The 24210-nt window shown below is 46.9% G+C and carries 20 protein-coding genes and 1 pseudogene; 3 read left to right on the top strand and 18 right to left on the bottom strand.

Annotation, left to right across the window (positions count from 1 at the left end):
- The 8 genes from PAT3040_RS20285 to PAT3040_RS20320 all read right to left on the bottom strand — a co-directional run.
- A partial coding sequence (locus tag PAT3040_RS20285) for a deoxyguanosinetriphosphate triphosphohydrolase family protein (RefSeq protein ID WP_108994155.1) occupies positions 1-1220 on the bottom strand: 1220 nt, incomplete at its 3' end.
- A 122-nt stretch (positions 1221-1342) separates the two neighbouring features.
- A complete protein-coding gene (locus PAT3040_RS20290; protein WP_108994156.1) occupies positions 1343-2359 on the bottom strand; it encodes a Gfo/Idh/MocA family protein in 1017 nt (338 codons plus the stop codon).
- On the bottom strand, positions 2352-3386 hold the full coding sequence (locus PAT3040_RS20295) for a Gfo/Idh/MocA family protein (protein ID WP_108994157.1): 1035 nt from the start codon (positions 3384-3386) through the stop codon (positions 2352-2354). Before PAT3040_RS20295 ends, PAT3040_RS20290 begins: the two co-directional genes overlap by 8 nt.
- Before the next feature lie 98 nt (positions 3387-3484).
- Positions 3485-4852: an ABC transporter substrate-binding protein gene (locus PAT3040_RS20300; protein WP_108994158.1), complete on the bottom strand. Its 1368-nt coding sequence runs from the start codon at positions 4850-4852 to the stop codon at positions 3485-3487.
- A gap of 110 nt (positions 4853-4962) precedes the next feature.
- The gene (locus tag PAT3040_RS20305; protein ID WP_181376745.1) at positions 4963-6579 is read right to left on the bottom strand and encodes a response regulator; all 1617 of its coding nucleotides are present in this window, start codon (positions 6577-6579) and stop codon (positions 4963-4965) included.
- Entirely contained in the window at positions 6563-8200 is a 1638-nt protein-coding gene (locus tag PAT3040_RS20310; RefSeq protein WP_181376746.1) for a sensor histidine kinase, read from the bottom strand. The genes PAT3040_RS20305 and PAT3040_RS20310 overlap by 17 nt, the downstream gene beginning before the upstream one ends.
- Before the next feature lie 246 nt (positions 8201-8446).
- Positions 8447-9274: a carbohydrate ABC transporter permease gene (locus tag PAT3040_RS20315; protein WP_108994161.1), complete on the bottom strand. Its 828-nt coding sequence runs from the start codon at positions 9272-9274 to the stop codon at positions 8447-8449.
- A gap of 33 nt (positions 9275-9307) precedes the next feature.
- A complete protein-coding gene (locus PAT3040_RS20320; RefSeq protein ID WP_373863960.1) occupies positions 9308-10210 on the bottom strand; it encodes a carbohydrate ABC transporter permease in 903 nt (300 codons plus the stop codon).
- A 608-nt stretch (positions 10211-10818) separates the two neighbouring features.
- On the opposite strand from PAT3040_RS20320, the pseudogene PAT3040_RS40340 reads away from it, so the two are divergent.
- Positions 10819-10920, top strand: a pseudogene (locus PAT3040_RS40340) (transposase); the annotation flags it as partial.
- Between the two features lie 154 nt (positions 10921-11074).
- Here the strand turns inward: PAT3040_RS40340 and PAT3040_RS37245 are convergent.
- On the bottom strand, positions 11075-11224 hold the full coding sequence (locus tag PAT3040_RS37245; RefSeq protein WP_181376747.1) for a hypothetical protein: 150 nt from the start codon (positions 11222-11224) through the stop codon (positions 11075-11077).
- Positions 11225-11431: 207 nt separating this feature from the next.
- Between PAT3040_RS37245 and PAT3040_RS37250 the strand changes: the two genes are divergently transcribed.
- Positions 11432-11686, top strand: coding sequence for a hypothetical protein (locus tag PAT3040_RS37250; RefSeq protein ID WP_181376748.1), 255 nt, complete (start codon positions 11432-11434; stop codon positions 11684-11686).
- 490 nt (positions 11687-12176) lie between these two features.
- Positions 12177-12335: an asparagine synthase gene (locus PAT3040_RS20335; protein WP_087572097.1), complete on the top strand. Its 159-nt coding sequence runs from the start codon at positions 12177-12179 to the stop codon at positions 12333-12335.
- A 137-nt stretch (positions 12336-12472) separates the two neighbouring features.
- On the opposite strand, the gene PAT3040_RS20340 is transcribed toward PAT3040_RS20335, so the two are convergent.
- The 9 genes from PAT3040_RS20340 to PAT3040_RS20380 all read right to left on the bottom strand — a co-directional run bounded on the left by PAT3040_RS20340 (position 12473) and on the right by PAT3040_RS20380 (position 24093).
- Positions 12473-13339 carry a Gfo/Idh/MocA family oxidoreductase gene (locus PAT3040_RS20340; protein ID WP_108994162.1) on the bottom strand — a complete coding sequence of 289 codons (867 nt, stop codon included), beginning with the start codon at positions 13337-13339 and terminating at the stop codon, positions 12473-12475.
- A 20-nt stretch (positions 13340-13359) separates the two neighbouring features.
- Entirely contained in the window at positions 13360-14190 is an 831-nt protein-coding gene (locus tag PAT3040_RS20345; RefSeq protein WP_108994163.1) for a carbohydrate ABC transporter permease, read from the bottom strand.
- Between the two features lie 13 nt (positions 14191-14203).
- The gene (locus PAT3040_RS20350) at positions 14204-15112 is read right to left on the bottom strand and encodes a carbohydrate ABC transporter permease (protein ID WP_087572099.1); all 909 of its coding nucleotides are present in this window, start codon (positions 15110-15112) and stop codon (positions 14204-14206) included.
- A gap of 75 nt (positions 15113-15187) precedes the next feature.
- The gene (locus tag PAT3040_RS20355) at positions 15188-16657 is read right to left on the bottom strand and encodes an extracellular solute-binding protein (RefSeq protein WP_108994164.1); all 1470 of its coding nucleotides are present in this window, start codon (positions 16655-16657) and stop codon (positions 15188-15190) included.
- 93 nt (positions 16658-16750) lie between these two features.
- The gene (locus PAT3040_RS20360) at positions 16751-19114 is read right to left on the bottom strand and encodes an alpha-L-rhamnosidase-related protein (RefSeq protein ID WP_108994165.1); all 2364 of its coding nucleotides are present in this window, start codon (positions 19112-19114) and stop codon (positions 16751-16753) included.
- Between the two features lie 67 nt (positions 19115-19181).
- Positions 19182-20189, bottom strand: a complete 1008-nt coding sequence (locus PAT3040_RS20365; protein ID WP_181376749.1) for a zinc-dependent alcohol dehydrogenase — start codon at positions 20187-20189, stop codon at positions 19182-19184.
- Between the two features lie 320 nt (positions 20190-20509).
- Positions 20510-21388 (bottom strand): carbohydrate ABC transporter permease, encoded by an 879-nt coding sequence (locus PAT3040_RS20370; RefSeq protein WP_087572103.1) that lies wholly within the window; start codon positions 21386-21388, stop codon positions 20510-20512.
- Positions 21389-21404: 16 nt separating this feature from the next.
- On the bottom strand, positions 21405-22304 hold the full coding sequence (locus tag PAT3040_RS20375; RefSeq protein ID WP_108994191.1) for an ABC transporter permease: 900 nt from the start codon (positions 22302-22304) through the stop codon (positions 21405-21407).
- 85 nt (positions 22305-22389) lie between these two features.
- Positions 22390-24093 (bottom strand): extracellular solute-binding protein, encoded by a 1704-nt coding sequence (locus PAT3040_RS20380; RefSeq protein ID WP_179215933.1) that lies wholly within the window; start codon positions 24091-24093, stop codon positions 22390-22392.
- Positions 24094-24210: the final 117 nt, after the last annotated feature.

Consider the following 24210-nt stretch of genomic DNA (forward strand, 5'->3'; position numbering starts at 1 on the left):
AGCCGTTCCCAGGGCCATGCGCCATTTTGCGTGTCGTAGCTCTCCACCCAATCCGGCGGCAGGATGAGACGCCCGGTCTCGTAATCTTCCAGGCTGTCCCATAGACGCTTCAACATATTTTCGCTCCGCTTCTGCAGCCGTTGCACGCGGAAATCCTTGATCAGCGTCACCCATGCGAGCTTCTTCAATATTTCCATCGTCCGCAGCAGCTCCAAATCCTCCGCTCCGTCTCTCACGAATGTAATTCGTTTCCACCCCGTTCTGGGATCGTCGATGATACCGACGCTGTTGGCGAACCTGCTGACCCACCGCGCCTTCATCTCGCGGCGCGTTCGCGAAGCCTCGCGACCGTACTGGACGTACACTTCCTTCCACTGCCGGTAGTAGTCGTCAAGGACCGTCTTCACCATGCCCCTCAGATCCGCCTTTTCCCAATGAACAGCCTCCATCGTTGCGGGATCATCGATGATCTCCTGCACAACCCGCTTCACAAGCCGATCGTCCTCAAAAAAGTCGTCGGACAACAGGATTTTGCCTGCGCGTATGCCGTCTTCGATGTCGTGGGTAGAATAGGCGATATCGTCGCAAAGATCCATAAGCTGGGCTTCCAGCGTGCTGCAGCCCTCCGGCATCCCCCATAATCCGCGCAAATAGTCGATTCCCGCCCACTCCATGGGATAGACTCCCTTCATCCGCCCAGGATCGTCCAGATTAAAGGGGTATTTGTTGGTCGCAAGAAGTACCGCGGCAGATAAGTCTAGACCGCGCTCGCTTCCAGCCCGTTTTTCCAGAAACATGAGAATACGGAAGTTCTGCGCGTTGCCTTCATACGGAATGCCGTATCCGGCCCGCAGAATATGATTCAGCACCTCTTCTCCTTTGTGGCCGAACGGCGGGTGGCCGAGATCGTGCGCGAGCGCCGCGCATTCCACCACTTCGGGAACCAGCAGCAAGCCCGGATGCTCGTTCTTCGCCAGGAACGAATACGTTTTGCCTAGCCGGCGCGCCACTTCTCTGGCGATCTGCGATACTTCCAGCGAGTGGGTCAACCGGGTGCGATAATAATCTCCGGAGCCCGCCCCGAACACCTGCGATTTGCCTTGCAGCCTCCGAAATGCCGGCGACTGGATCAGTCTGGCGTAGTCCTTCTCGTATTCGTCGCGATCCTCGCTCGATAGCGTATTGCCTATGTCATGCAGCCTGAGCTTGCGAATATTCATCTGTCATCACCTTTTCCGCATTGTCTAAGATGATAATGGCATAACTTGCCCCTGTTTGGCAAAAAAACATCGCATAAAAAACAGCCGAGTGCTAAAACACCCGGCCTTTTAACCAGAATCCTTCACCAGTCTGCGGTCATGCTCAAATCAATTTCTTTACCTATTCGAGAAGATTCATACGTACCCAATATCATTTGCAGCGCATGAATGCCGTCCTCGCCCGTTACGATAGGCTCCCGGCCTTCACGCACAGCATACGCCATATCGCGGATTTGAATACGGTGGCCGTCAGGAAGAACGGCAAATGGCTCGAATGCCGGCAGTTCCACAGCTTCGCCGTCTATCAAAAGCTGCTTAATTTGATCATCTTCATAGACGAGAGTCCCTCTTTCTCCATGAAGCTCAATTCGTTGTCCAAGCTCCGGATTAGAGGTTGTCGTCATGACCATGACGCCCAGTCCGCCTCCTTCAAAGGTAAGTGCCGAAACGGCTGTGTCTTCTACTTCAATGCTTCTTTGCAGAGCACAGGCTTTTCCATAGATGGTTCTTACGGGTCCTGCAAACCATTGCAGAAGGTCCACGATATGAATGCCTTGATTCATCATCGCTCCGCCGCCATCAACCGCCCATGTCCCTCTCCAGCCGGCGCTGTCGTAATATTGCTGAGAACGATATATTTTTACGTAAGCATCGCATAAGGTGAGTTTGCCCAGCTTGCCTTCTCCCAGCAGCTGCTTCACATATTGCGCAGCTGGCGCCATTCGTCTAGGAAAAACCGTTGCCAGCTTTACGTTCTCCTCTTTGCATACCCGAATCATATGCAGCAGATCGTCCAACTTGATTGCCAGCGGCTTCTCGCAAATAATATGCTTGCCTGCACGAGCGGCAAGCATCGTGTGCTCAGGATGCATCCCGCTTGGCGTGCATATATTTACAACCTCAATATCCGGATCGGCAAGCATTTCCTCATAGCTCGCATAGTATTTGGCGCCAAACTTGTCCGCGAATGCCCGGCCCTTCTCCTCATCTGCATCACATACGGCGGACAGTACCGTTTCTTCAAGCTGGTTAATGCCTTGCGCATGAATATCGGCGATAACTCCACAGCCCACAATCGCGAATCGAACCTGCTTAAACATGCGGCTCACTCTCCTTGGATGATGGAATTAACTTATAGAGTACGGCAGCATCAGCGTCCAATACAGCTCTGCTTGCTTTGATCAGCTCCTCATGCGTAAGCAGAGAAGCTTCTCCTTTTATAAAACTAAGAAAATCTGCCGTAATGGTGGCATGAGGCTGGATGAGATCCACCTTGCTCCATTCCTCTTCCTCGCTAGCGTACAGCATGATTGGAGTGCTCGACCCCAATAAAGGATCGCCGCTAAGCCGCAGCTCGGCAAAGCCCTTTGTTCCTGTAACGAAGATACGCCCGTCGCCCCAGGTCCAGCTCTTTGACGGCGTATGCCAATCGGCGTAAAGCTGCGTCAGTAAACCATCATCAAGCTCTACTTGAACATTAACCGTATTATAGAAGGTTGGATGCTCTGGAAGAACGCTTTTGCCTACCAGACCTGCAGAGCTCTTGATCTCTTTCCCCGTAAACCAGCGCAGAAGGTCATAGTCATGAATTAATAGGTCGATCAAAATCCCGCCGCACTGCTCCTTGTTAAAAAACCATGCAGGACGCGAAGAAGCGTTAAGCTTATGCGGCTTTCTCATGCCAATATGAACAAGCTCCCCCAGCTTTCCTTGGTTGATATATTGCTTTAGCGTATAAATAGCTGGATGGAACCTTTCGGTTAAAAGCATTCCCACTTTAATCCGGTTTCGCTCAATAATCACTTCCAAACGCGCCAGTCCATCTTGATTTACGACAGCCGGTTTATCGACCATAATCGATTTACCGTATTGCTCGCACAGCTCAATCACATCTATTTTTTCATGATTCATGCTTGCGCAGCCTACGATTTCAATAGTTTCCCCCAGCAAGGAGAGCTTGTTCTCCACGAGTGGGATTTCGTACTTCTCCGCGATCACTGCAGCTAATGTTCGATCATGCTCCTCAAAAATACCGGCACAGCTGTAGCCCAACTGATACATTTGCTCGATGAATATTTCAATATGATTATGCTGACAGCCGATAATTGCAAACTTTTTTTCTCCCATATCTCTTCTCCTCTGTCTCTAGCGTGTGTGAAACACAGAAGGCCGCTTCATCAGCGGTCTTCTGTGCTAATCGATAAGTTCAATTTGCTCTATTTCCTCTATCCGTTGTTTCTAGCAAAAATTTTGTCAGCCTCTACGCGGAATTCCTTAACCGCTTCTTCGATCGTGGCTTTGCCAAATTGATGCTTCTGAATAACTTTCTCGAATAATGCCGTTACTTCGCCAGCTCCCTTTGGACCCGCATCATACCAGGCTGGATTGCTTTGCGATACATGCTCCAGCATCGCAATCATCTTTTTGTCGCGATCCGTAAATTTCGGAGCTAAATACTCACGTACTTTTTTGTTCTCAGGCAGCCCGCGCTCTGTTTCCAATATATCAGCCGCCTCTTCGCTGTTGACTAGAAAATCAATTAACAAAGCGGCTGCTTCTTGCTTCTTGGATTTAGCGGAGGCGCTAAAGAACATCGCTGTTTGCAGTACGCTGCCTGTTTGCTCTGCACGCGGATAAGAAATCATATCCACATTGTCTGTCATGACGGATTGATAAGCTGGGAAAGCGGCAATCCAAGTAGGTCCCATCATCGCTACTGTTCCTTTTAACAACGCATCCTTATTCGGATCCGCATTGCTTAGCGGCAAGGCTGAAGCGGTAATATTAGCGGGAGGAGCTATACCTTCTTTGCGTGCTGTCTCCCACATGCTCATCCATGCTTTAAGATTTTCATCGTTATAGCCTAGTCGATTATCTTCCGAGTACATCTTGTCCCCTTTGGAGAACAAATAGTACATAAAGGCCTCAAGCGAAGACGAGGAGTCGAACATTCCGTATACATTGTCCCCTAACGCCGCCTTCAGCTCACGTGATATGGCAAACAGCTCATCCCAAGTCGAATCCTTTTCAGGCTTGCCGATTTTAGCTTGGTCGAACATTTCGTTATTAACGAGCAAGACGGATGCATTATCGGCAACAGGGATGCCTGTCAGCTTTCCGCCTATTGTACCTTGATTGCTTAACACATCTGCATTTAAATCGTCAATCTTCAGCGCGCTGCCAACAAAAGGATTGAGATCTGCCAATACTTCACGTTCGGAATATTCTTTAATATACAAAATACTCATTTGCATCACGTCAGGCGCGTTGCCTGCCGATACCTGCGTAGAAAGCTTCTCCCAATACCCATCCCAAGAGGAATATTCGGGGATCACTTTAATGTTCTGATATTTCTGTTCAAACTTTGCAATCGCTTGCAAAGTTCTGTCATGTCTGCCTTGCGATCCCCACCAAGCAAAGCGCAATTCAATTTTTTCTTCTTGTGCTCCTTGCTCCTTATTGCCATTTCCCCCTTTTGTTGCGCCTCCGCCATTGCCGTTGTCTTGACCGCATGCCGCTAATAGCGACATTAGTAAAGCAGATATTGATGCGATCAATAAAGGCTTTTTAAACCACTTGTTGCTGCCCCTCATGTCATTCACTCCTCGTATGCGTTTATCCTTGCTGTCTTTAATTATAGGAACCCGTATCGTAAACAAAATAATATAAATCTATAAAAAGTATCGTTAATATATGAATACGGTCAACAATAATCGGACGGATTGCATCCCATATGTTTTTTAAACTGCTGGCTGAAATAGGCATTATTTTTGTAGCCTACCATAGCCGTAATTTCATATAGCTTATACTTTCCGCTCATCATAAGCTCCTTAGCCCGCTCCATTCGAACATGCGTCACGTAGCTGTTGTAATTTTCACCCGTTACATCTTTGAAAATTTGACTTAAATAATTTCGAGTCAAGCTCACTTTATCGGCAATGATGTCTAACGTAACATCCTCATTCAAATGTTCTTTCACATACTTTTTAATATAATCTACCGTTTTCTTATGCTTGTGATTCACTCGATTCGCCATCGCATCGCACACGAGGGCCATCGTTTCCTTCAGCCAGGACTCCAAGTCCTGTGCATGATTGATACGCTCTAGATCCTGATACCAACGTACATTCGAATAAATATCCTCTACATTAATACCTTGCTGGTACAAGCTGATCGCAAGCATACCCATCAAATCAATAACAACGCTTCGCATATAATGCACATTCATTGCTTTATGTTCATTCAAGGTAACAAGCATACGAGAAATTTGGGCGTCAAGCTCATCGAAGCGTCCCTCCAATACGACTTCCATTAGTGACTGATAATGTTCAATCGGCTTAGATGGAAGCGATTCGGACGGCTTGTTCAAGCTTTGCTCATCAGCTACGAGCCAATTCTCCTCTACAGACGCTCTCTCAATCAGGGCATTGATCGCCTGGCGGTAGGATCGCCAAACCATAGAAACCTCATTTTCAATTGTGCCCAGCGAAACCCATACATCCAGCTTTAAATAATTTTTAATTGGCTCAATAAACTGTTTAATGACATATTTCATTCTATTTTTAGACGTCTCTTCTCTTAGATGATGAGGCTGGGCGAAGACGAGAACAAATTTATTTTTCTGAACATCCGCCAAATAAATGTTCGCTTGCTTGGAAATTAATTCTTCCAATATGTTTGTTACCGCATAGGTATACGTTAATAAATCTTTGCTTTCAAAATGAGCTTTGCCGATCGGAACCACGTACTCGAGTACAGCAACAGTAAAAATCTGATTGGTAAAGTTCAGCCCTAACTGCTTCGTTGCCTTTTCAAAAAACTCTTTTTCACAAAAATGAGGCTCAAGCATTCCCTTAAGCAGTCTCTTCTTTGTTTCAGGCAAATGGTATTTTACAAGATCCTTAAGTTCCCGTTCTTCCTCCTCATGCTGATTGCTTTGCTTTATCTTTTGGATGGTTTCCAGCAGTACGGCTTCAATTTCCGGAACGGTCGCCGGTTTGGACAAATAGTCGGAAACCTTCAGCTTTAAAGCAGACTTAGCATAATTAAAATCATCATAACCGCTTAAAATAATGACCTCTGCCTTGGAGCCTGCTTGTCGCGCTGACTGCAGCATAGCGATTCCATCCATTCTGGGCATGTAAATATCCGTCAGTATTAAGTCGGGCTGATGCTCCTCAATCATCGCAAGCCCTTCCATACCGTCAATCGCGAGACCTGCAATCTCTACATTCAACTTTTGCCAATCAATCGTTCTGGTTAACCCCTGCAGAGTCATTTGATCATCATCGATAATGACTGCTTTAATCTTTGCGCTCATGACCATCATGCCCCTCTCTTAACTTTTCCCAATCCAATGGAACAGACGAAAGCTTCGGAACTGAAATTGTAACCGTTGTGCCTTTATCAAGAACGCTTTCTATATTTACGCCATAGGCAGAACCAAAGTAAAGATCCATTCTATCCGAAACATTGCTCACGCCATGATGCTGCTGTTCCCTTACCTTCGCCGTATCTTCCATACCATGACCATTATCTTCAACAATAAAAACGATGGAATCGGTCAACTCCAAAGCACGAATGGCTATAAACCCTTTTCTTCTGGAATGAAAGCCATGAATAATCGAATTTTCGACAAAAGGCTGCAAAGTTAATTTAGGTAAATAATAATCATTTATTGTTTCCGGAATATGAAGAAGGATATGAATTTGATCCTGATATCTAATTTTTTGCAGCTCAACGTAGCAGGTAATATGCTCAACCTCTTTTCTAATCGGTATAAAGGATTCGCCGCTCGAAAGCGCGATCCTGAGCATTTTTCCAAGCAATGAAAGCATACGGCTAATCTCGCCCGCTCCTGCTTCAATGGCATGCCAATTCATCACATCCAGCGTGTTATAAATAAAGTGAGGGTTCATTTGCTCCTGCAGCACCTTTATATCCGCTTCTCTTTTTTGCTGATTTTTTCGATTCAGCTGCTCGATAAGCTCCTCAATATTGATAGCCATATTATTAAAATGATTATTTAAATAGCCGAATTCGTTATCATATTCATTGTCGATTCGCGTATTCAGTCTTCCCGTTTTCAAATGTTTCATCGCATTTACAAGCCCTTTAATCGGATAAACAAATTGTCTCGCCAAAAAATAAGCAAACGTTGTGGCCAAAAGAACACAAATTATCGCTACAATGACAATTGTATTTTTAATTTTTTGACTGCCGGCCGTGATGCTCGTCCATGAAATCAAATCCAGCGACACCCATTGCGTGCGCTGCTGCTTGCTCCAAACCAACAGCTGTTTTTCATCAAAATGGTGAATGGCATATTGCTTTTGAAAGTTCCCCTGATTCATCATGTCAGGAAGCGCTTCGGAAATAGCGGAATAGGGCAAAGCGTCGTTTTTCACTTGACTGGAATCGAGAATTAGCCTTGAATTCGTATCCAGCAAAAATCTTCCGGCATCGGCTGCATGACTTGACATGAGCTTATGCATGTATGCAATATTCACGTTAAAAACGAGCACCCCCAGCTCCTTGCCCTCAGGCGAGAGCACCTTGCGGCTAAAGCTGACTACATCGTCCTTGCGCTGCACAAAGCTGCCATTAATAAGTTTATTGGTACCCAGCCAAATATAATCAGCATGCTGGATCATGTCATACATAGGGGATTGCTCCAAAATCGAGTAGGCAAAAATGCCGTTAACCCCTGAATAATAGTTGTTCGTACTCCCTTTGGCATACAGCTGAACAGAATGAATACCTTCCTTAATATAGCTCTGTCTGCTTAGCAGATCGATCACTTGCTCATTTTTCTCAATTCTGGAGAATGAGTTTTCCTCCTCCTGCAAATACTCTACAATCAAGGGATGACTGGCCGCAACTAAGGAATCGTATTCTACAGCCTGCAGTTGAATATCGATTTGCTTGTTAATTTCATCCAACAATAAAATGCGCGAAGAGATCGTCTTTTCGACGACCTCTTGATTCGTAATCATATAGCTGGTTATTCCGAGCGTTAAGATGAGAATAGCAGAAATAATAATAAAGGAAGTAAAGAGATTGGCCTGAAGGGAAAACACTTTAATCGGATTTTTCATTTCCTTCACCGTCGTCTCATGGTAGTAGTCTCGTGGTTCCAGGTTAATAGATTAATTGATTTTTAGTCAATTGTACACGAGAATAATTTTCTACTTGATCCCCGTTGTAGCAATCCCTTCCACAAAGTATTTTTGCGAGAACATAAATATTATAAAACAAGGTAAAATAGACAGAACACTCATCGCATACATCGGACCCCAAGTAACAGCAGAAGAGTTATCCAAAAATAGGCGAAGCGCAAGCGGTACCGTATATTTCGCCGTATCTGTCAGATAGAGCATCTGTGCTAGAAAATCATCCCATGTCCAAATGAAACAAAACAGTGCAGAAGTAATAATAGCCGGCATACAGAGCGGGAGCACGATTCGAAACGCAATGCCGAGCTGTGAACAGCCGTCGATTTTCGCAGATTCATCCAAATCATTTGGGATGCCGCGCACAAATTGGTTAATAAGAAACACATAGAATGGTCCTACCGCCAAAAAGTGAGGAACAATAATCGGCAGCGCCGTGCCAATCCAGTCGAAATTTTTAAACAAAATATATTGCGGCACCAAAGTAACCTGTGTTGGAAGCATAAGCGTAATCATGAGAATCGCAAACCAGAAATTTCTAAGCGGAAATTTAATTCGCGCAAAACCGTATGCAACGAGCGCGCTTGACAGTACCGTGCCAACAACAGATAGACCGGCAATAAAAAACGAATTCAGAAAAAACTGTCCGAAAGTAAATCCCGGTATAGCGGTCCAGCCGTCCAAAAAGTTATTCCATTCGAAATGTGAGGGAAATAAACTCGTGCTGTTCATTTCCGTATTGGATTTCACTGAGCTGCCGAACAGCCATAGGATTGGGTAAATCATTAAAATACTGCCTGCAATCAGGACGATATATTTCGTCCACAGCTTTGTATGAGCCATCACATAGCTCCTCCTTCTTGCCGCTTATTCGTATTAGTTTTCATAGTGCACCCACTTTTTCGATGTGCCAAAAATAATGACAGTCGAAATACCGATAATGACGAGCAAAATCCATGCAAGCGCGCTGGCATAACCCATATCGAAAAATACAAACGCTTTTTGATACAAATACAAGGCATATACTAAAGTCGAATCAATGGGTCCGCCCTTTGTAATAACAAATGCCTGCGTAAACATTTGAAAGCTATTGATCGTTTGCATAACCGTATTGAACAAAATAATCGGTGTCAGCATCGGCAGCGTCATTTTGAAAAAGATACGAGTCTTAGAGGCACCGTCAACCGCAGCTGCTTCGTATAAATCCTTCGGAATTTGTTTTAAACCCGCTAAAAAAATAACCATGGATGAACCGAATTGCCAGACCGACAAAACAATAAGTGTAGATAAAGAAGTGTTAGGCATATTAATGAAATCCGTGGTAGGTATTCCAAATGTGCCAAGCAGCTTGTTGACCAATCCGTCGTATCCGAACAAATTACGCCAAATCGCTGCTATAGCCACACTGCCGCCTATTAAGGATGGCAAATAATAGACAGCGCGGAATATCGACATCCCTTTGATCGATTTGTATAAAAGCATCGCCACGCCCAACGCAAACGCCAGCTTCAGCGGAACCGATACAAATACATAAAGAAAGGTTACCTTTAATGCTTGTGTAAAAGTTTGGTCATTCATAAAGATTTCTTTGTAGTTCCCAAGGCCGGAGAACTGAGGACTCTCAAGCAAATGATAATTCGTTAACGAAAAATATAGCGATTGTCCCATTGGAATAAGCGTCAACAGAAACAACCCGATTAGCCAAGGCGATATGAATGCGTATCCCCATAGTCCGTCGACCAACTTATTGCGCTTTGATATTTTCATGGCATTCATCATAATTAACTCTCCCTCTTTGTTGCGTCTTTATCTGTGATGCTCTTATTGTATCCAGGGGAGCTTGGGACAAAAATAATACAAATCTATAATATGTAATGCATTTATACAATGAACAGTAGTCCGAAGAATGGGCGCGCCTGCGCACTCGCTGATCGAAAGTTTGCGAAAACGTTATATTAAAAAGTAAAGGGGCTGTCCCAAAAGATATAAAAACAATAGCGAGACAGTAATGCACACAGTTAGACACGGAAATGGTCGATCAGGATACCAATCCTTGACCGACCACTGCAACAAATACATCCCATAGGCGTTATTAGCGACTATGGGGCTCGTAACAGCAACAAATACACCCCATAGGCGTTATTAACGACTATGGAGCTCGTAACAGCGACAAATATATCCCATAGGCGTTATTAGCGACTATGGGGCTTGTATCAGCAATAAATACATCCCATAGGCGTTGTTAACGACTATGAAGCTCGTAACAGCAACAAATACATCCCATAGGCGTTGTTAACGACTATGGAGCTCGTAGCAGCAATAAATACATCCCATAGGCGTTACTAACGACTATGGAGCTCGTAACAGCAACAATAACGACGTTTCGGCTGCCTAAGGTAAGACTTGAGGTCGGGTGGCTTTCGCTCGCCCACAATTTGCTCAAGAATGCGGCAATAGACCAAAAGTCAGAAATGGCGGTGCAGGGATGAACTCCCTAACACCGCCATTTCTTTATTTTTTGCCTATTTTTCATGAAGCGAGCTGTTTCCTCAAGTAAGCGAACTTACTTTTGGTACAGCCCCCTCTGTTCAAAACAGCTCTAGATTATCCAAATTGTTGGACGGATCTCCGTCGGCGTCGCCTTTATTCCTTCATCTTCCTTTGCCAGACATATGGCTCGTCATACGACCATGAATCCCGATTTATAAATGCCGCCACCAGTGCGATTAACGTCCCGGTGATGCTAAACAAACCGATCAGCCAAATGGATAATATCGCGTAACCCGATGCCATCCTATTTCCTCCTCGCGCCTTTTTATTACCATATGCGCTGCAGAGAAGGAATAGTAGAAGCACTTCCGCCCATCACAAAGGTATATTAACAATCTATTCAGATAGGCCAATATGGTATGGGCGAAGCGTCTTCCCATCTTCCTATCATTCACTTACTATATAACTATACGATTGGAATGCAGAATTTTTGTTTGAAGGAGTGGGGACATGGAAATATTATTCGTCGTCATTATCGTATTCCTCATCGTCATCATGATTGCTGGATTGGGATCCAAAAGAAAGTCATATCATCGCGGCTCACCTTCGGATGGCGGCCATTCGGGGTTTGCTTATAACGATGACTCCCATCGTCGCCCCCACGAAGACAACCAGACGGGTGGACATCACCATGATCATGGTGGAGGACATGGAAACGGAGATAGCGGAAGCAGCGACGGCGGAAGTGGTAGTGGAGGCGACTAAAGGACGCCTCCCTCCCACGCTTTTGCTACAACCTTTCCCGCGAACGACTTGATTCCCCGCTATGGGGTCATGAATGCGGCGTTTGTCCTCGCGCAGCCCAACCATAAACAAGTAGAAAGCGATGAAAATGCCTGCAATCGGTTTGACGTGAAAAGCACGGTTCATTCGTCGTCGCCTAAATGGCATATACCGGGGACCGGACGGCGCCGAATTGCTCGGGGTCCATCTGGAAGGCCCGTTTCACATCCGGGTCGCGGCGGAGCCCAGGACAAACGGCATCTCCGTTCCGCGACCAAAGATGCTCCGAAGCGCCATATCGAAGCGTCACCCCCCCATTATTTATATTGTAAAGAGCCGGCCCAGATTCCGCACTATGGCTGTCTTTTCTTTTCTAGGTCGAAACGATACAATACTTGCATTTATTGAATAAGCTTGAAGCGTTAAGGGAAAATAAGGAGGTCTTGCCCATTAAACCAGAGGAGTGTTGGATATGCGAGAAGGAATGATTCCGGCCCTGCTAGGAACTGTCGTAACGGCTTCCGGAGCCGCTCTAGTGAAGAGGAACCATAAGCTGATCGGAACCGGCATTCTGGGATTTGGACTTGCTCATATCGTGCTCGGAGCCATCGATTTGGTCGAACACCGATAGGTGCGGCAAGACGACGGAGGATGCGTATGATCGCATCCTCCGTTTTTCCAGATCTTTGTTTTTGTTGTTTTTTGAATACCGGTCCGCGTAGTAGCCGCTTAAAATAACCTGTCCTCTCTTTCCCGTTCAGCCGAACATTAGTCCGGCCACCTGACCTGGCAGAAGGCGCCAGTCTCGGCGGACTCCTTAGCCTTCAGACACAATAAGGTGCTGTTCAAGCCATCCTCCAGCGTGGACAAGGACGTTTGAGTCTTCCCCTGCATGATCGTGATGAAATTTTCAAGCAACGTAGCGTCTCCCCCTCCATGGCCGACTGCCGTTGCCGCGTGATCGATCTCGTACGATTCGACTCTAGGCGTATGATGCATATATACCTGAATTCGATTCGTGGCCCAATCGAATTCGACCGTCCCTTTGTAACCGAGAAAACGTGCGCCTCTTGCGGCCGCTTTTTTTCTGACGAAAAAATTTTGCGAATAGGATACGTGCATGCTGGATTCATAAGCGATTAATGCACTGCCCGAATCCTCGTTGCCGGTATCCTCAGCGAAGCAACAGTAAGGTCCAAGCGGTTCCTCGAAAGCAAGTCTCCGAAGATTGTCCGGACTTTCCGGACATGTGCTCGTCTCTTCGCAGTCCTTGCATTGCATCCCCGCTCGCTTGTTCCCCTTGAAAATTTGCTTCGACGTCATCGCGCATACGGTTATGGGCTTCAACCCCAGAATATGATTGATATAATCGAAATCGTGCGTCGCTTTCTGTACGAATAATCCTTGCGTTCCGACGAAAATGCCATCGAATTCCCCTCCGTTCAGCATGTCATCCGCATTCTCGAAAAATGAAATCCCTGACATGTCGACCCCGTCGGCTTTCATTCGCTCGCGTATTTCTTGATGGCGAACGTCCGCTATCGCTGAAATTCCGCAATCGCTGTCCATCTCCTGCATCATACCCAGTAGTCTTTTGACTTGATGACCGTACCCGACTCCCCCTACTTTACTCATATTTTTTCCTCCTGATCCATTTAGCCCTTGACTCCGCCCATTGTTGCTCCTTCAATAATTTTTCTTTGAAACAACACGTATACGATAACGGTAGGTATGATCGTGATGACAAGACCCGCGAGCAGCGTTACCCAATCCGCCTTGAATTCCATCATAGCGTTGGCATTATACATGTTCACGCTGATCGGATACTTGTCTGGATCGCTGATGAGAATAAAGGGACCCAGGAAATCATTATATAAGCCCACAAACTTGAAGATGCCGATCGTGACGATGCCCGGCATCGACAGAGGCAAGATGATTTTGCGGAATACCTGAAATAACGTGGCCCCGTCGATAAACGCGCTTTCATCCAGTTCCTTAGGCAAAGAGCGCATAAAGCTGCCGAGCAAGAGCAGTTCGAAGGCCCCGACAGGAAGACCGGCCAATAGCACCAATCCGTTCAGACTGTTGGTCAAATCCAGGGCGCGCATCAACGTATATTGGGATACAAGAATGTTGATGCCCGGCAAGAACAATGAAATCATGATGACGCTCCACAACAAGGATCTCAGCTTCCATTGGATTCGCGTGAAGGCGTAGGCGTTCACTGTGGAAACAAACAGACTAATAAGCAGACTCAGCCCCACATAATAAAGTGTGTTAATCACCGATTTGCCGATGCCGAGCTGCGTCCAAGCCTTCTCGTAATTGCCCCATTTCAGGTGCGATGGGAAGGCCCATATATCGGCAAAAAACTCTTGATTCGTTTTAAGAGATTGATACAAAATCCAGAATAAAGGAAGCAGGACGGTAAGCGCCCAAACGAACAACACCATTCGCCATAGCCATGAAGTGACCCTGATTCTCATAGAACCCCTCCTTTCAGTACTCGACGCTGTCTTTGGCGAAAAATTTGTCCACGACCAGCTTCAGACCGACGAGCAGGACGAAAATCATCATGCCGATCGTGGAAGCGTAGCCGTAAAAATGCTGACCGAGGTTTAAGCCGCCGAAAGCAAGGTTGAACATATATAGGGAGATGACTTCCGTCGAACCGCCGGGACCTCCCTTGGTCATGATGAGCATATATTCGAAGCCTTTGATCACGGACAGAATCAGGAAGATCGTCCCGACCCGAATGACGCCGGACAACAAAGGAAGCGTAATCTTCGTAAACCGTTGCATATGCGTGATTCCGTCCAGAGTGGCGGACTCGTACAGGGATTTAGGAATACCTTGCATGGCATTCATGAATATAACGACGTAAAACCCGACGTAACACCATACGTATAACGGAATCATGGAGAGCAGCGCCGTACTTTTACTGCCTAGCCAGTTATGTTCTCCTCCTAGGCCGAACACCTGAAGCAATCCGTTCAGCAAACCGAAAGTTCCGTCGTAGATGAACGACCAAATGAGCGCGATGACGACTAGAGACAGCACGTTCGGGAAAAAATAGAGGACTTTATAAAACGAATTTTCCCCGAAGGTACGGTTGACGAGAAGATCGGCTAGTACCAACGAAATCGCAAGAGTAATGGGAATGACCGTAACGAGCAAAATCAGATTGTGCTGCAAAGCCCGCGAGATGAACGGGTCCTGGAACAGCCGGATATAATTGTCCCATCCAATGAATGTTTTGACGCCTATGCCGTCCCAATCCAAGAAAGAATAGAAGATGGAGAGGGCATTCGGATAGAGTGTGAATAACACATAGGCTGCAAACGCCGGGGCCACGACAATGAAAAGAAATATCGCTTTTTGAAAACGTGCGCTTTTCAAGAAATGCATAGTGGTCTTCTCTCCTCGCATATCACGGTCGAAAGTCAGTTCGGAAGACTTCCTTTCGACCGCTTATTAATCCGCCTACTCTTTGTTTTGGGCTTCCTTGTCGTTCGTAATGGCGTTCTGCAGCAGCTTCTCCGCGTCTTGTAAGAACGGCTCGGGTTGTTCCTGCCCCGTCAACACAAGAGCCATATTGTCTACGATAACCTTTAGCGATGCCGCATAATCGGGATGCGTGAGCTCGATCTTGCGATTTTTCAGTTCGAGCACGACCTGATTCTCCTTCATATACGTGGCGATCGATTTCTGCAGCGGCTTCATATTGTCCGCCCGCGTCGGAACGTCTAAGTAATCCTTGCGCAGCGGAAGCGCGCCACCCTTCTCGACCAACTCTTGCTGGACTTCGTTCGACATGAGCGAGAGAAGGAACTGCTTCGCCCATTTTTTGTTCAATTCCGGCTTGGCCGCCCAAATTTCGAAAGAGTAACTCAATCCGTTATTCATATAAATCGGCCCGTCCGGATTATTCGTGAACGGTACCGCCATGTATCCCCATTGAAAGTCGTCCGGAGCGGATTCCTTCATCTCATTCTCGATCCAATCGCCCGAAGGTACCATGGCCGCTTTATGTTGAAGAACGAGCATTTGCGACTGCGTGTGATTCATGCCCACGCTTTTTTTGCTGATATACCCCTTCTTGCCCATGTCGTAGAGTCGTTTGTACACTTCGATATTTTCCGGAGAAGTATTCTGCGGACCATTGAAATACTCAAAATCATTGCGGAATTGATTGTTTTCGTTTTCTTCCGCAATTTCGAATATTTTTGTATCGAAAGCAAACTGCGCGTAATTGTACAAGCCGGCATACACGATCGGATCAATGCCTTTGCTCTTGATCGCTTCGCAAAGTTGGATAAACTCGTCATACGTCTTAGGACTCTTGTTCCAGCCATTCTCATCGAACAGCTTCTGGTCGAAGAACATGCCGCCAATGTAGTTCGCAATCGGGAATACCCAGGCATTATCTTTATAATATTTCTCCGGATCGTTGAAGCCCGGAACGATCAGATCGTTCAGCTTCTGCCCTGGCGCGTCGTACGGCGACATCTCGAAAATACCGGTTACCGGCTCCAACTTGTTGGCATTGACGTATTCCGTCCAGGTGTCGCTGTAGAACAAATCGAACATATCTTCGTCGTTGCCGGCGGCTGCCTTAGTCGAGACAAGATCACCGATCTTCGGAGATGCCGTAATATCGAATGTAACGTTTGGATATTTTTCCGTGAAAAGTTGGACGGCATAATCGAACCATTCTCTTCCATACCCCGATTCGAGCAAGCCGACCTTTAACGTCACTTTTTCATTCCTAGGCAGCCCGTTCTCGTAATTGTCAGCTTCTTCTGATGATTGTTCGCCTGTCGCGGGTGTCGTGGATCCGGGATTTGTGTTGCTTGCACTGCCCTTTGTATTTGCAGCATTCGAGCATCCGGCAGCAAACAAGACCATGCAGAGTATGAGCGCTAAAGAACTCCATGTTATTTTTTTATTCATCGTTAGACCCTCCCAGGTTTCTACTTGTATTTTCAATAAATCGAAAGACCGGTCAGCCAAGCGCCGTCATCATCTTTCAACAGCTGATCGGCTTTACATCCTCCTATGAAGCGGAAGTCCAGTTAAATTCTCGACTACCACCTTGTAGTCCGGTGGAGCGTCGATTTGATATTCCACTCGTCCGTCCACCTTTGACCATTCTAAGCAAACCGCATCGTCCCCTAGAGGAAGCACCCCCTCGCAATAGGAAATTTCCAGATCGCAGAACCTTAGTGTAATGGTTTGCGCGATCGGGTCGATTCTGTAGATGCCTAACACGTCGCGAATCAAGCTGTGTACGACATGGGAAGCGAATCCGTGATTGCAGCTGGCATAATCCCCGTCGTTCTCCCAGAGCGTCCCGGTTCGCTCAACCATGTAATGGAGGTAGTCTGCGGATTCGTCAACCGCCTGCCGCACATATCCGTACCTTGCCAGCAATTCGAGACGCAAATAATTCCCGATAAAGGCATTCGCTTCATGAACGTCTGGATATGTGTTCGTCTGATTTCTCGACGGCCCAAACCGGGTTAACAGCGTATTCCAAAGTTCGGGACTGCTGTCGGGGTCGGCCGTTCCGAAATAGAACGCGTAATACTGACAAATTTCGCTCCTATTACGTGTAAGAACGAGGCTGCCGTTCAGCCGCACGGCATTGTCAATGAAAAATTCTCCATCAAAGGACTGCCCTCGGATCACCTCATGCACCTTCTCGGCTTCATTCAACAGATCAGGCAGTTGGTATAATCGACCCGCGGCAGCCAGCGAGGCTGCATAAAGCATATTGGTTGGATAATTGACGTCCTGCACGAAATCGTTCGCCTTTGACCATTCCAGGAATACCCAACTTTCAAGACTCTCCAGCAGCCCGTCTTCGTTCTTGAACCGTTCGAAGTAGTCGAACAATTCAAGGATTCTCGGCTTCATCGCATCGATCAACTGCCTGTCTCCGCTCCGTTCCAGATATTCCTCCAGTTCTATAACGAACCATAGCGACCAATTCGGAATAAAGACGCCGTCGTTATGATCCGCTGGATAGCACATCGGAAGCATGCCGTCGGGCAAATGCGGGAAACGATCGGGCAAGAGGTAATTCTCGAAGAAGGCTCTCTCCACCTTCGTCTCCCCCGTCAAGTTGAACGCAGCTCGTCCCATGAAGAAGCTGTCGCAAAGCCATCCTGCGCGTTCCCTTGAGGGACAATCCATGAACAGATCCACCACGTTCTGTCGAAATGTTTCCCTCCCAGCCTCGAAGATTGCGTTGAGCCGTTCGTCGCCGGATCGAAACCTCGCCTTGCCGGCATCGGCGTTCGCATATTCTCTCATGTAAATGCCCGAAACCTCGCATTCCCCTTCGGCTGCGATCCACTTCATATAGCGAAGTGTATACGGCTCGAACGTTTCCAGCCTGTAGGTTCCGGGTTCAAGCTCATACCGCAGTGCATTGACGCAGCCGAACCGCAAATGATCCACATCGTCTTCACGCAGAACTTCGTCGAATGTCACATACAGCAAGGTCCTACGGCTGCAACGGACGGTGCCGCCAATGAACCCGGTCCGGTTGATTCCCATATCCAGAATTCCGAACTCGTGTGTAGCGAGCAACACAGAATCTTCTTGCTCATGCGGTTGCTGAACGATTTGTTTGCTACGGACCGGCAGATCGGCCAATTCATCCGACAAAATGAAGGTCAGATCTTTCATTTCGAAGCCTCCATACTGAGGGCCTACGCCTGTCAAAGAACGATCGCGCCAATAATCTCCTTGCAATTCCCGGTGAATCACTTCTCCCCTCGCATATACCTTAAGCGGATAACGCTGGGTGAATTCAGCCATGGGGACGCCTCTAGAAATTAACGTCTTTGCGACCGTCTCCATACAGGCAACCCGGTTGAAGGAAATACTCCCATCCACTCTCCAGCGGTCAAAGCCAGGTTGGAGCGAATAAGCTTCTACGAACGTTCTTTGAAAGCTGAATCGCTGCGCCTTCTGTACGCGTTCCTTCAAGATCGTCGCCTCGAATCCATCATCGCCTCCCGTCGCCAGAACGGTTTCCTTGCCTGCTTGAACCTCCGCCTGCAGGAAAGATGGCTGGTCGAGTACGTAATAGCTGTTGATATTATAGCCGGCCACCTCAATGGCAATGAGGTTATCGCCCTCCTTCGCGTATTTGCTCAAGTCCCATACATCGACTCGATAATGCCCATGGGGTCCGCGAGCAGGCCCGTGCCCGACGTAATTGCCGTTTATATAGCATCGATAGAGGGTTGACGCGGCAATATGCAACGTCAAACTTGCATCCTTGCTTGCAGTTGCTACACCTCTGAACCCGGCAGTGATATTTTTTTCCTTTTCCATTTCCTTTGGCCATATGGGTTTTGCCGATCTAAAATGATTGAGATTTGACGTACTAGTCACCTTGTGCCTCCTTCAACCTCTTGATAAGAGACCTTTAGTCTGCCTGTAAAAACGACGCCATTGCCCTTCATTCGCGTGCTGCCTTGCCGGCGGCCGCTATGGATTGCCCTGGATGATCGCCAGTCGATAGAAAGTCGGTCTGTGGGCAGAAGAACGCTTTAATTGCTTCTTGTTGGCTCAACAATTCTATGGCTTGATCATAATCCGCGAATGACGAATGATGAGTCTGAAGGCATTCGGTATTAAGACCCTTATTCATGACAAGATCGATTAACAGATGATGATCCCTTGGACCTACGGGCCTGTATTTGTACGATTCCAGCTTTGTACCCCGTGCCCACAAGTCTTCCGAATAAGTAATATCTCCGCGCAGCACTCCGAAGATGACAACATGCTCATTCACATGCGACAGTACATTCTGAACGGAAGAGGCCGCGCCCACGCAGTCGTAACCGAGCTCGAATCGTTGATTCTGCAATTCGTTCGCATGCATGACCGTTCCAAGTCCTAAATTTCGAACATATTGAATTCTGCTCTCGTTGACGTCGATCCCGACAACCTCTGAAGCCCCCCACAGGTGAGCCACCTGAACGGCAAGAATGCCTGCAGGGCCGAGACCCGATACCAGAAGCGACTTTCCTTTAAAATCGCCTAGCTGCATTAATCCGATGACCACACATTTCAACAGCTCGAACGAAACCGCCTGCTTAATCGTTATGCTGTCAGGAAGCTTAATCAGTTCCTCCTCACGGAAAGCGGCGTACTCCGCATAGGCTCCTTTAGGGACGATATGCTCTAGAGCCGCGACACGATCCCCAACGGCGAAGCGGTATACACCGGATCCTACGGCCTTGACGACGCCTGCCATCTCATGCCCCGGAAAACCAATAGGCAGCGGATACTCCGGTGATTCGGCATAATTAAACATATCTCGACCAGCCATCATGTTGATGTCCCAGCGCGGGCAAGTCGATACCATCTGTATTTCGACCAGTACTTGATGATCCTGAAGATCGGGCAATTCGGCATCCACGATTCGGAATTGTCCGGCTCCGACGATTTGTAACGCTTTCATTGTTGTTCCTCCCAGCATATATTCGGCTAAATGCCTCTAGCTTAATTTTATTGTACTAGGGTAATAAAGCTGCGTCTTTGCAGAGTTTATTGTTATGCTTCGTATGACTTGACCATCATTAGGGCATTCGAACGGCGTTTGCGATAAGACGTTTGCACTATACTGACTTTCGCTTCGACTTTCATCGACTAAACGGCCAACTGTCCCAATTAGAAAACCGTCAGAGATACGTTCGCTCCCTGACGGTTTTCTAAATAAGGGGACTTCATTTTCCCTATGATATTGAGATGCATTCATTCTGCGGAGCTGCCAACTCTTGTCTAGCCTTTCACGCTACCCACGACAATTCCCTTTATAAAGAACCGCTGCAGAAATGGGTACACCAGCAAGATCGGCAACATACCGACGAAGATTTGCGCCGTCTTCACATTTCGTGTCGTCACGTTCATCATTTGCGATACATCATGTAATTTGGACATGTCGGGTTGAGTAATGATCGTCTGCAAGAAGGTCTGCAACGGATAATTCTCCGGACGGTTCAGATAAAGCAGCCCGTCGAACCACGCATTCCAATGTCCTACCATTGCAAACAGGGAAATCGTGGCTATCGAGGGCAGCGAAAGCGGCATATAGATCTTGAATAGGATCGTCCAATGACCTGCACCGTCAACGAATGCCGACTCCTCCAGTTCCCTTGGCAAACCGCGAAAAAAATTGAGCATGAGAACGATAAAATAAACGGATACGGCTCCGGGTAATATGAGCGCCCATAGGCTATCAATCAAACCATATGCTTTGATAGCCATATAATTCGGTACGAGTCCCCCACCTATGAGCATCGTCAGCATAAAATACCAAACGTAGACGCTCCTAGCTGGAAAATGGGTACTTTCTTTGGACAGCGGATAGGCGACAAGAACGCAAAGCAATACATTGATCAAGGTTCCGAGAACGGTTCTTTGCAAGGAAATCCAGAACGCTGAGCCGAATTTGGAATCGCCTAAAATATAAGAATAGGCATCCAAATTGAAATCGACCGGCCACAGCTTAACAAGCCCCCCGTTGACTGCTGCCGAATCGCTGAAGGAGATCGCCCAAATATGAATAAACGGCAGCAAACAAAACAAAGATAACGCGATCATGATGGAATAGTTTGCTGCATGAAATAGTTTGCGCGATAGGGAGTTTGGTTCTACCATAATCCTGGTCCTTTCTTCAGAAGATGCGGTAGTTGGCAATTTTATATACCAATCGATAAGAGATGATGATCAGCACCATGCTGATGACGGATTTGAACAAATTAACAGCCGTCGAGACGCCATATTGAAAATCCTGAAATCCGATTCGATAAACCATCGTGTCGATAATGTCGCCAGAGCGATATACCTGTGGACTGTATAACATAAAAACTTGTTCGAAGCCCGCGTTAAGTACATTGCCAAGGCTAAGCAGCGCAAGAAGCACCACGATCGGACCAATCCCAGGCAAAGTAATATGCAAAGTTTGCTTCCAGCGATTGGCTCCGTCAATATATGCAGCCTCATAGAGCGTTGGATTGATGGAAGTTAGCGCAGCTAAATAAATAATAGTCGAAAAGCCAAATTCCTTCCAAATGTCAGACGCGATCAGGGTAATGGGAAACCAGCTATTACTGCCTAGAAAAAAAATAGGCTCAATGCCAAACACCCCAAGCAACTGATTCACTATTCCGCCATTCGTCGAAAGAACATCTACGAGTATACCGCCCAATATGACCCAGGAAAGAAAGTGAGGCATATAGATGAGCGTTTGCACAGTTCGGACAACTCTTCTGTTGCGCATTTCATTAAGCAGCAACGCGGCCATGATGGCTACAAATTGCCCTAAAACAATTTTCGACATCGCTATGAGTACGGTGTTTCTGACTACATCGTAAATATCCGGCATGTTGATCATGTACACAAAGTTGGCAAATCCCACCCATTCGGATCCAAAAAGCCCCCGGTTCGGGATAAACTTCTGAAAAGCCATCGCAATTCCGCCCATCGGAATATAGGCGAACAAGAAAATAAGGATCACGCCAGGTATAATCATGAGATGAAGAGGCAGATTGCGCTTCCAACGATTGCTTTTCATTTCATCGTTTCCTTCCTGCAAAGTATAAGGGGGATCGAAATCCCCCCTTAACATGACATCCTGCACATCCGTGCATGGATATGGATTAATTCATTTCGTTGACTTCCTTAGTGATTTGCTCTCCGCCCTGCCTGTTCCAATCCTGAACAAATTTATCAAACTCTTCAATGCCTACATCCCCCATGATAATTCTAGTCATCATGGTAATTTCCATCTTGTTCAACGTAGACATCTTCTCGCTCATCGTTGGCGTTGTCGGGACGTTCAACGCATTATTTACATATAATTGATTGTCCAAATACGAAGCTACGACTTCCATGGCGCTATGACCCTCTCCGAATATACGATCCGTCAACCATCCCCCTACATCTTTAGGGTTTTCACGATAGGCTTTGATCGATTCGATTTTAATTTGCGAGTCTTCTGAGATTGTTGACGTGTCACCGCTCTGGAGTGCCTTGACCACTTCATTGTGTTGCGTCAGGTGAATAAGTGGAGGCGAGAAAGACAATATCGCATAAGGGTAATACGCAACGCCGGTCTCGGCATTCTGTCCAAGACTCCGATCAACATCCACATACTGAGTATGAACCCAATAATTTGCCAACTTTACGGCAGCCTCCGGGTTTTTGTAACCTTTCTTGACCACAAAGAACGAGCTCGCTGTCGATCCAAGATAGGCATTCGCCGGTGTCCCGTCGACCGATGGCAATGGATAGGCATTCCAAACCGCACCGTCCACGTTAAGAATCGTATCCTTGTTCGCATAGATAGGAGAGGCGAAGTCTCCGTAGAACATACCCGTTTTGCCAGCGTTCAGCGACTCAAATACCTTGGTCGAATCTTGTACGCCGAACTCTTTGTCTATCAGCCCTTCCTTGTACATCTGATTCAGCATCTGCAGGGCCGGCTTCATCTCCGGAAGGATGCTTCCATATACAACTTTGCCGCTTGAATCTTGAATCCATGAGCCGGGGTAAGCGCCGAACCCTTGGAATAATCCGTCCACGCCAGGCGCGTTCCACATGCTCGTGATATCCTTGTTAACGCTTAAACCATACGTATCCTTTTTGTTGTTTCCATCAGGATCATCATTCGTGAATGCCCGCGCAATCTGTAATACTTCTTCTGTAGTCTGAGGCGGCTGCAATTTCAATTTATCCAGCCAATCCTGGCGAATCCATAACATCTTAAGCGTTCCGATCGCCGGTGTAAGTGCCGGTATGGCATACATCTTGCCATCGAAGCTTGATGCATGGATAGCCTGATTGTTATCCTGACCCATAATTTCCTTGAGGTCTTCGCTTGCATACTTCTCGTAAATCTCCGTTAAATCCTCGATCATACCGGCCTCTACAAGCGTCTTAAGCTGTATTGCGTTGACGCTCAAGAGATCCGGAATATCATTGGAGGAAATCGATACGTTTAATTTGCTTTGAAAGGCCTCGCCGCTTGGCACAGTCCACATATTGCTGACTTTAATACCCAAGTCACGTAAGTAAGCGTCATACCAGATGTTATCGTCGATCGTGTTCTCATCGTCGAAAGTCAACCATTCTGTCGATCGCACTACGGACAGGTCGATGGGCGGATCGTATTTGCCCAACGGGTCGATTGTTTCATCTGCAGCCGAGCTTTCACCATTAACTGGGTTATTCTGCCCAGTCGCTGGAGGAGAAACGGATTCTCCATTGGACGACGTATTACTCGTCGAACATGCGCTTAAGGTCAACGTTACGGCGAGCAAAGCAACCATTCCTGTTAAAACATGTCTTCTACCCTTTGACAATTGAATACCCCCAGGCATGTTATGTTATTTATGCGTCCGGTAAACGCCGGGTTATGATCAGTGGCCACCATCATAAAATCTGTCCCGTCATTCATAATTGTAAGCGTTGTCTCAACT

Origin of the sequence: Paenibacillus agaridevorans, from assembly GCF_003112455.1 — a bacterium.
Classification (GTDB): domain Bacteria; phylum Bacillota; class Bacilli; order Paenibacillales; family Paenibacillaceae; genus Pristimantibacillus; species Pristimantibacillus agaridevorans.

Excerpts from the sequence above, each read along its gene's own strand:
- PAT3040_RS20315 (WP_108994161.1), bottom strand. The coding sequence starts at position 9,274 with ATGGCTCATACAAAGCTGTGGACGAAATATATCGTCCTGATTGCAGGC.
- PAT3040_RS20365 (WP_181376749.1), bottom strand. The coding sequence starts at position 20,189 with ATGAAAGCGTTACAAATCGTCGGAGCCGGACAATTCCGAATCGTGGAT.
- PAT3040_RS20370 (WP_087572103.1), bottom strand. The coding sequence starts at position 21,388 with ATGGTAGAACCAAACTCCCTATCGCGCAAACTATTTCATGCAGCAAAC.
- PAT3040_RS20290 (WP_108994156.1), bottom strand. The coding sequence starts at position 2,359 with ATGTTTAAGCAGGTTCGATTCGCGATTGTGGGCTGTGGAGTTATCGCC.
- PAT3040_RS20295 (WP_108994157.1), bottom strand. The coding sequence starts at position 3,386 with ATGGGAGAAAAAAAGTTTGCAATTATCGGCTGTCAGCATAATCATATT.
- PAT3040_RS37250 (WP_181376748.1), top strand. The coding sequence starts at position 11,432 with ATGGAAATATTATTCGTCGTCATTATCGTATTCCTCATCGTCATCATG.
- PAT3040_RS20355 (WP_108994164.1), bottom strand. The coding sequence starts at position 16,657 with ATGAATAAAAAAATAACATGGAGTTCTTTAGCGCTCATACTCTGCATG.
- PAT3040_RS20305 (WP_181376745.1), bottom strand. The coding sequence starts at position 6,579 with ATGAGCGCAAAGATTAAAGCAGTCATTATCGATGATGATCAAATGACT.
- PAT3040_RS20375 (WP_108994191.1), bottom strand. The coding sequence starts at position 22,304 with ATGAAAAGCAATCGTTGGAAGCGCAATCTGCCTCTTCATCTCATGATT.
- PAT3040_RS20350 (WP_087572099.1), bottom strand. The coding sequence starts at position 15,112 with ATGCATTTCTTGAAAAGCGCACGTTTTCAAAAAGCGATATTTCTTTTC.
- PAT3040_RS37245 (WP_181376747.1), bottom strand. The coding sequence starts at position 11,224 with ATGGCATCGGGTTACGCGATATTATCCATTTGGCTGATCGGTTTGTTT.
- PAT3040_RS20300 (WP_108994158.1), bottom strand. The coding sequence starts at position 4,852 with ATGAGGGGCAGCAACAAGTGGTTTAAAAAGCCTTTATTGATCGCATCA.
- PAT3040_RS20340 (WP_108994162.1), bottom strand. The coding sequence starts at position 13,339 with ATGAGTAAAGTAGGGGGAGTCGGGTACGGTCATCAAGTCAAAAGACTA.
- PAT3040_RS20320 (WP_373863960.1), bottom strand. The coding sequence starts at position 10,210 with ATGATGAATGCCATGAAAATATCAAAGCGCAATAAGTTGGTCGACGGA.
- PAT3040_RS20345 (WP_108994163.1), bottom strand. The coding sequence starts at position 14,190 with ATGAGAATCAGGGTCACTTCATGGCTATGGCGAATGGTGTTGTTCGTT.
- PAT3040_RS20335 (WP_087572097.1), top strand. The coding sequence starts at position 12,177 with ATGCGAGAAGGAATGATTCCGGCCCTGCTAGGAACTGTCGTAACGGCT.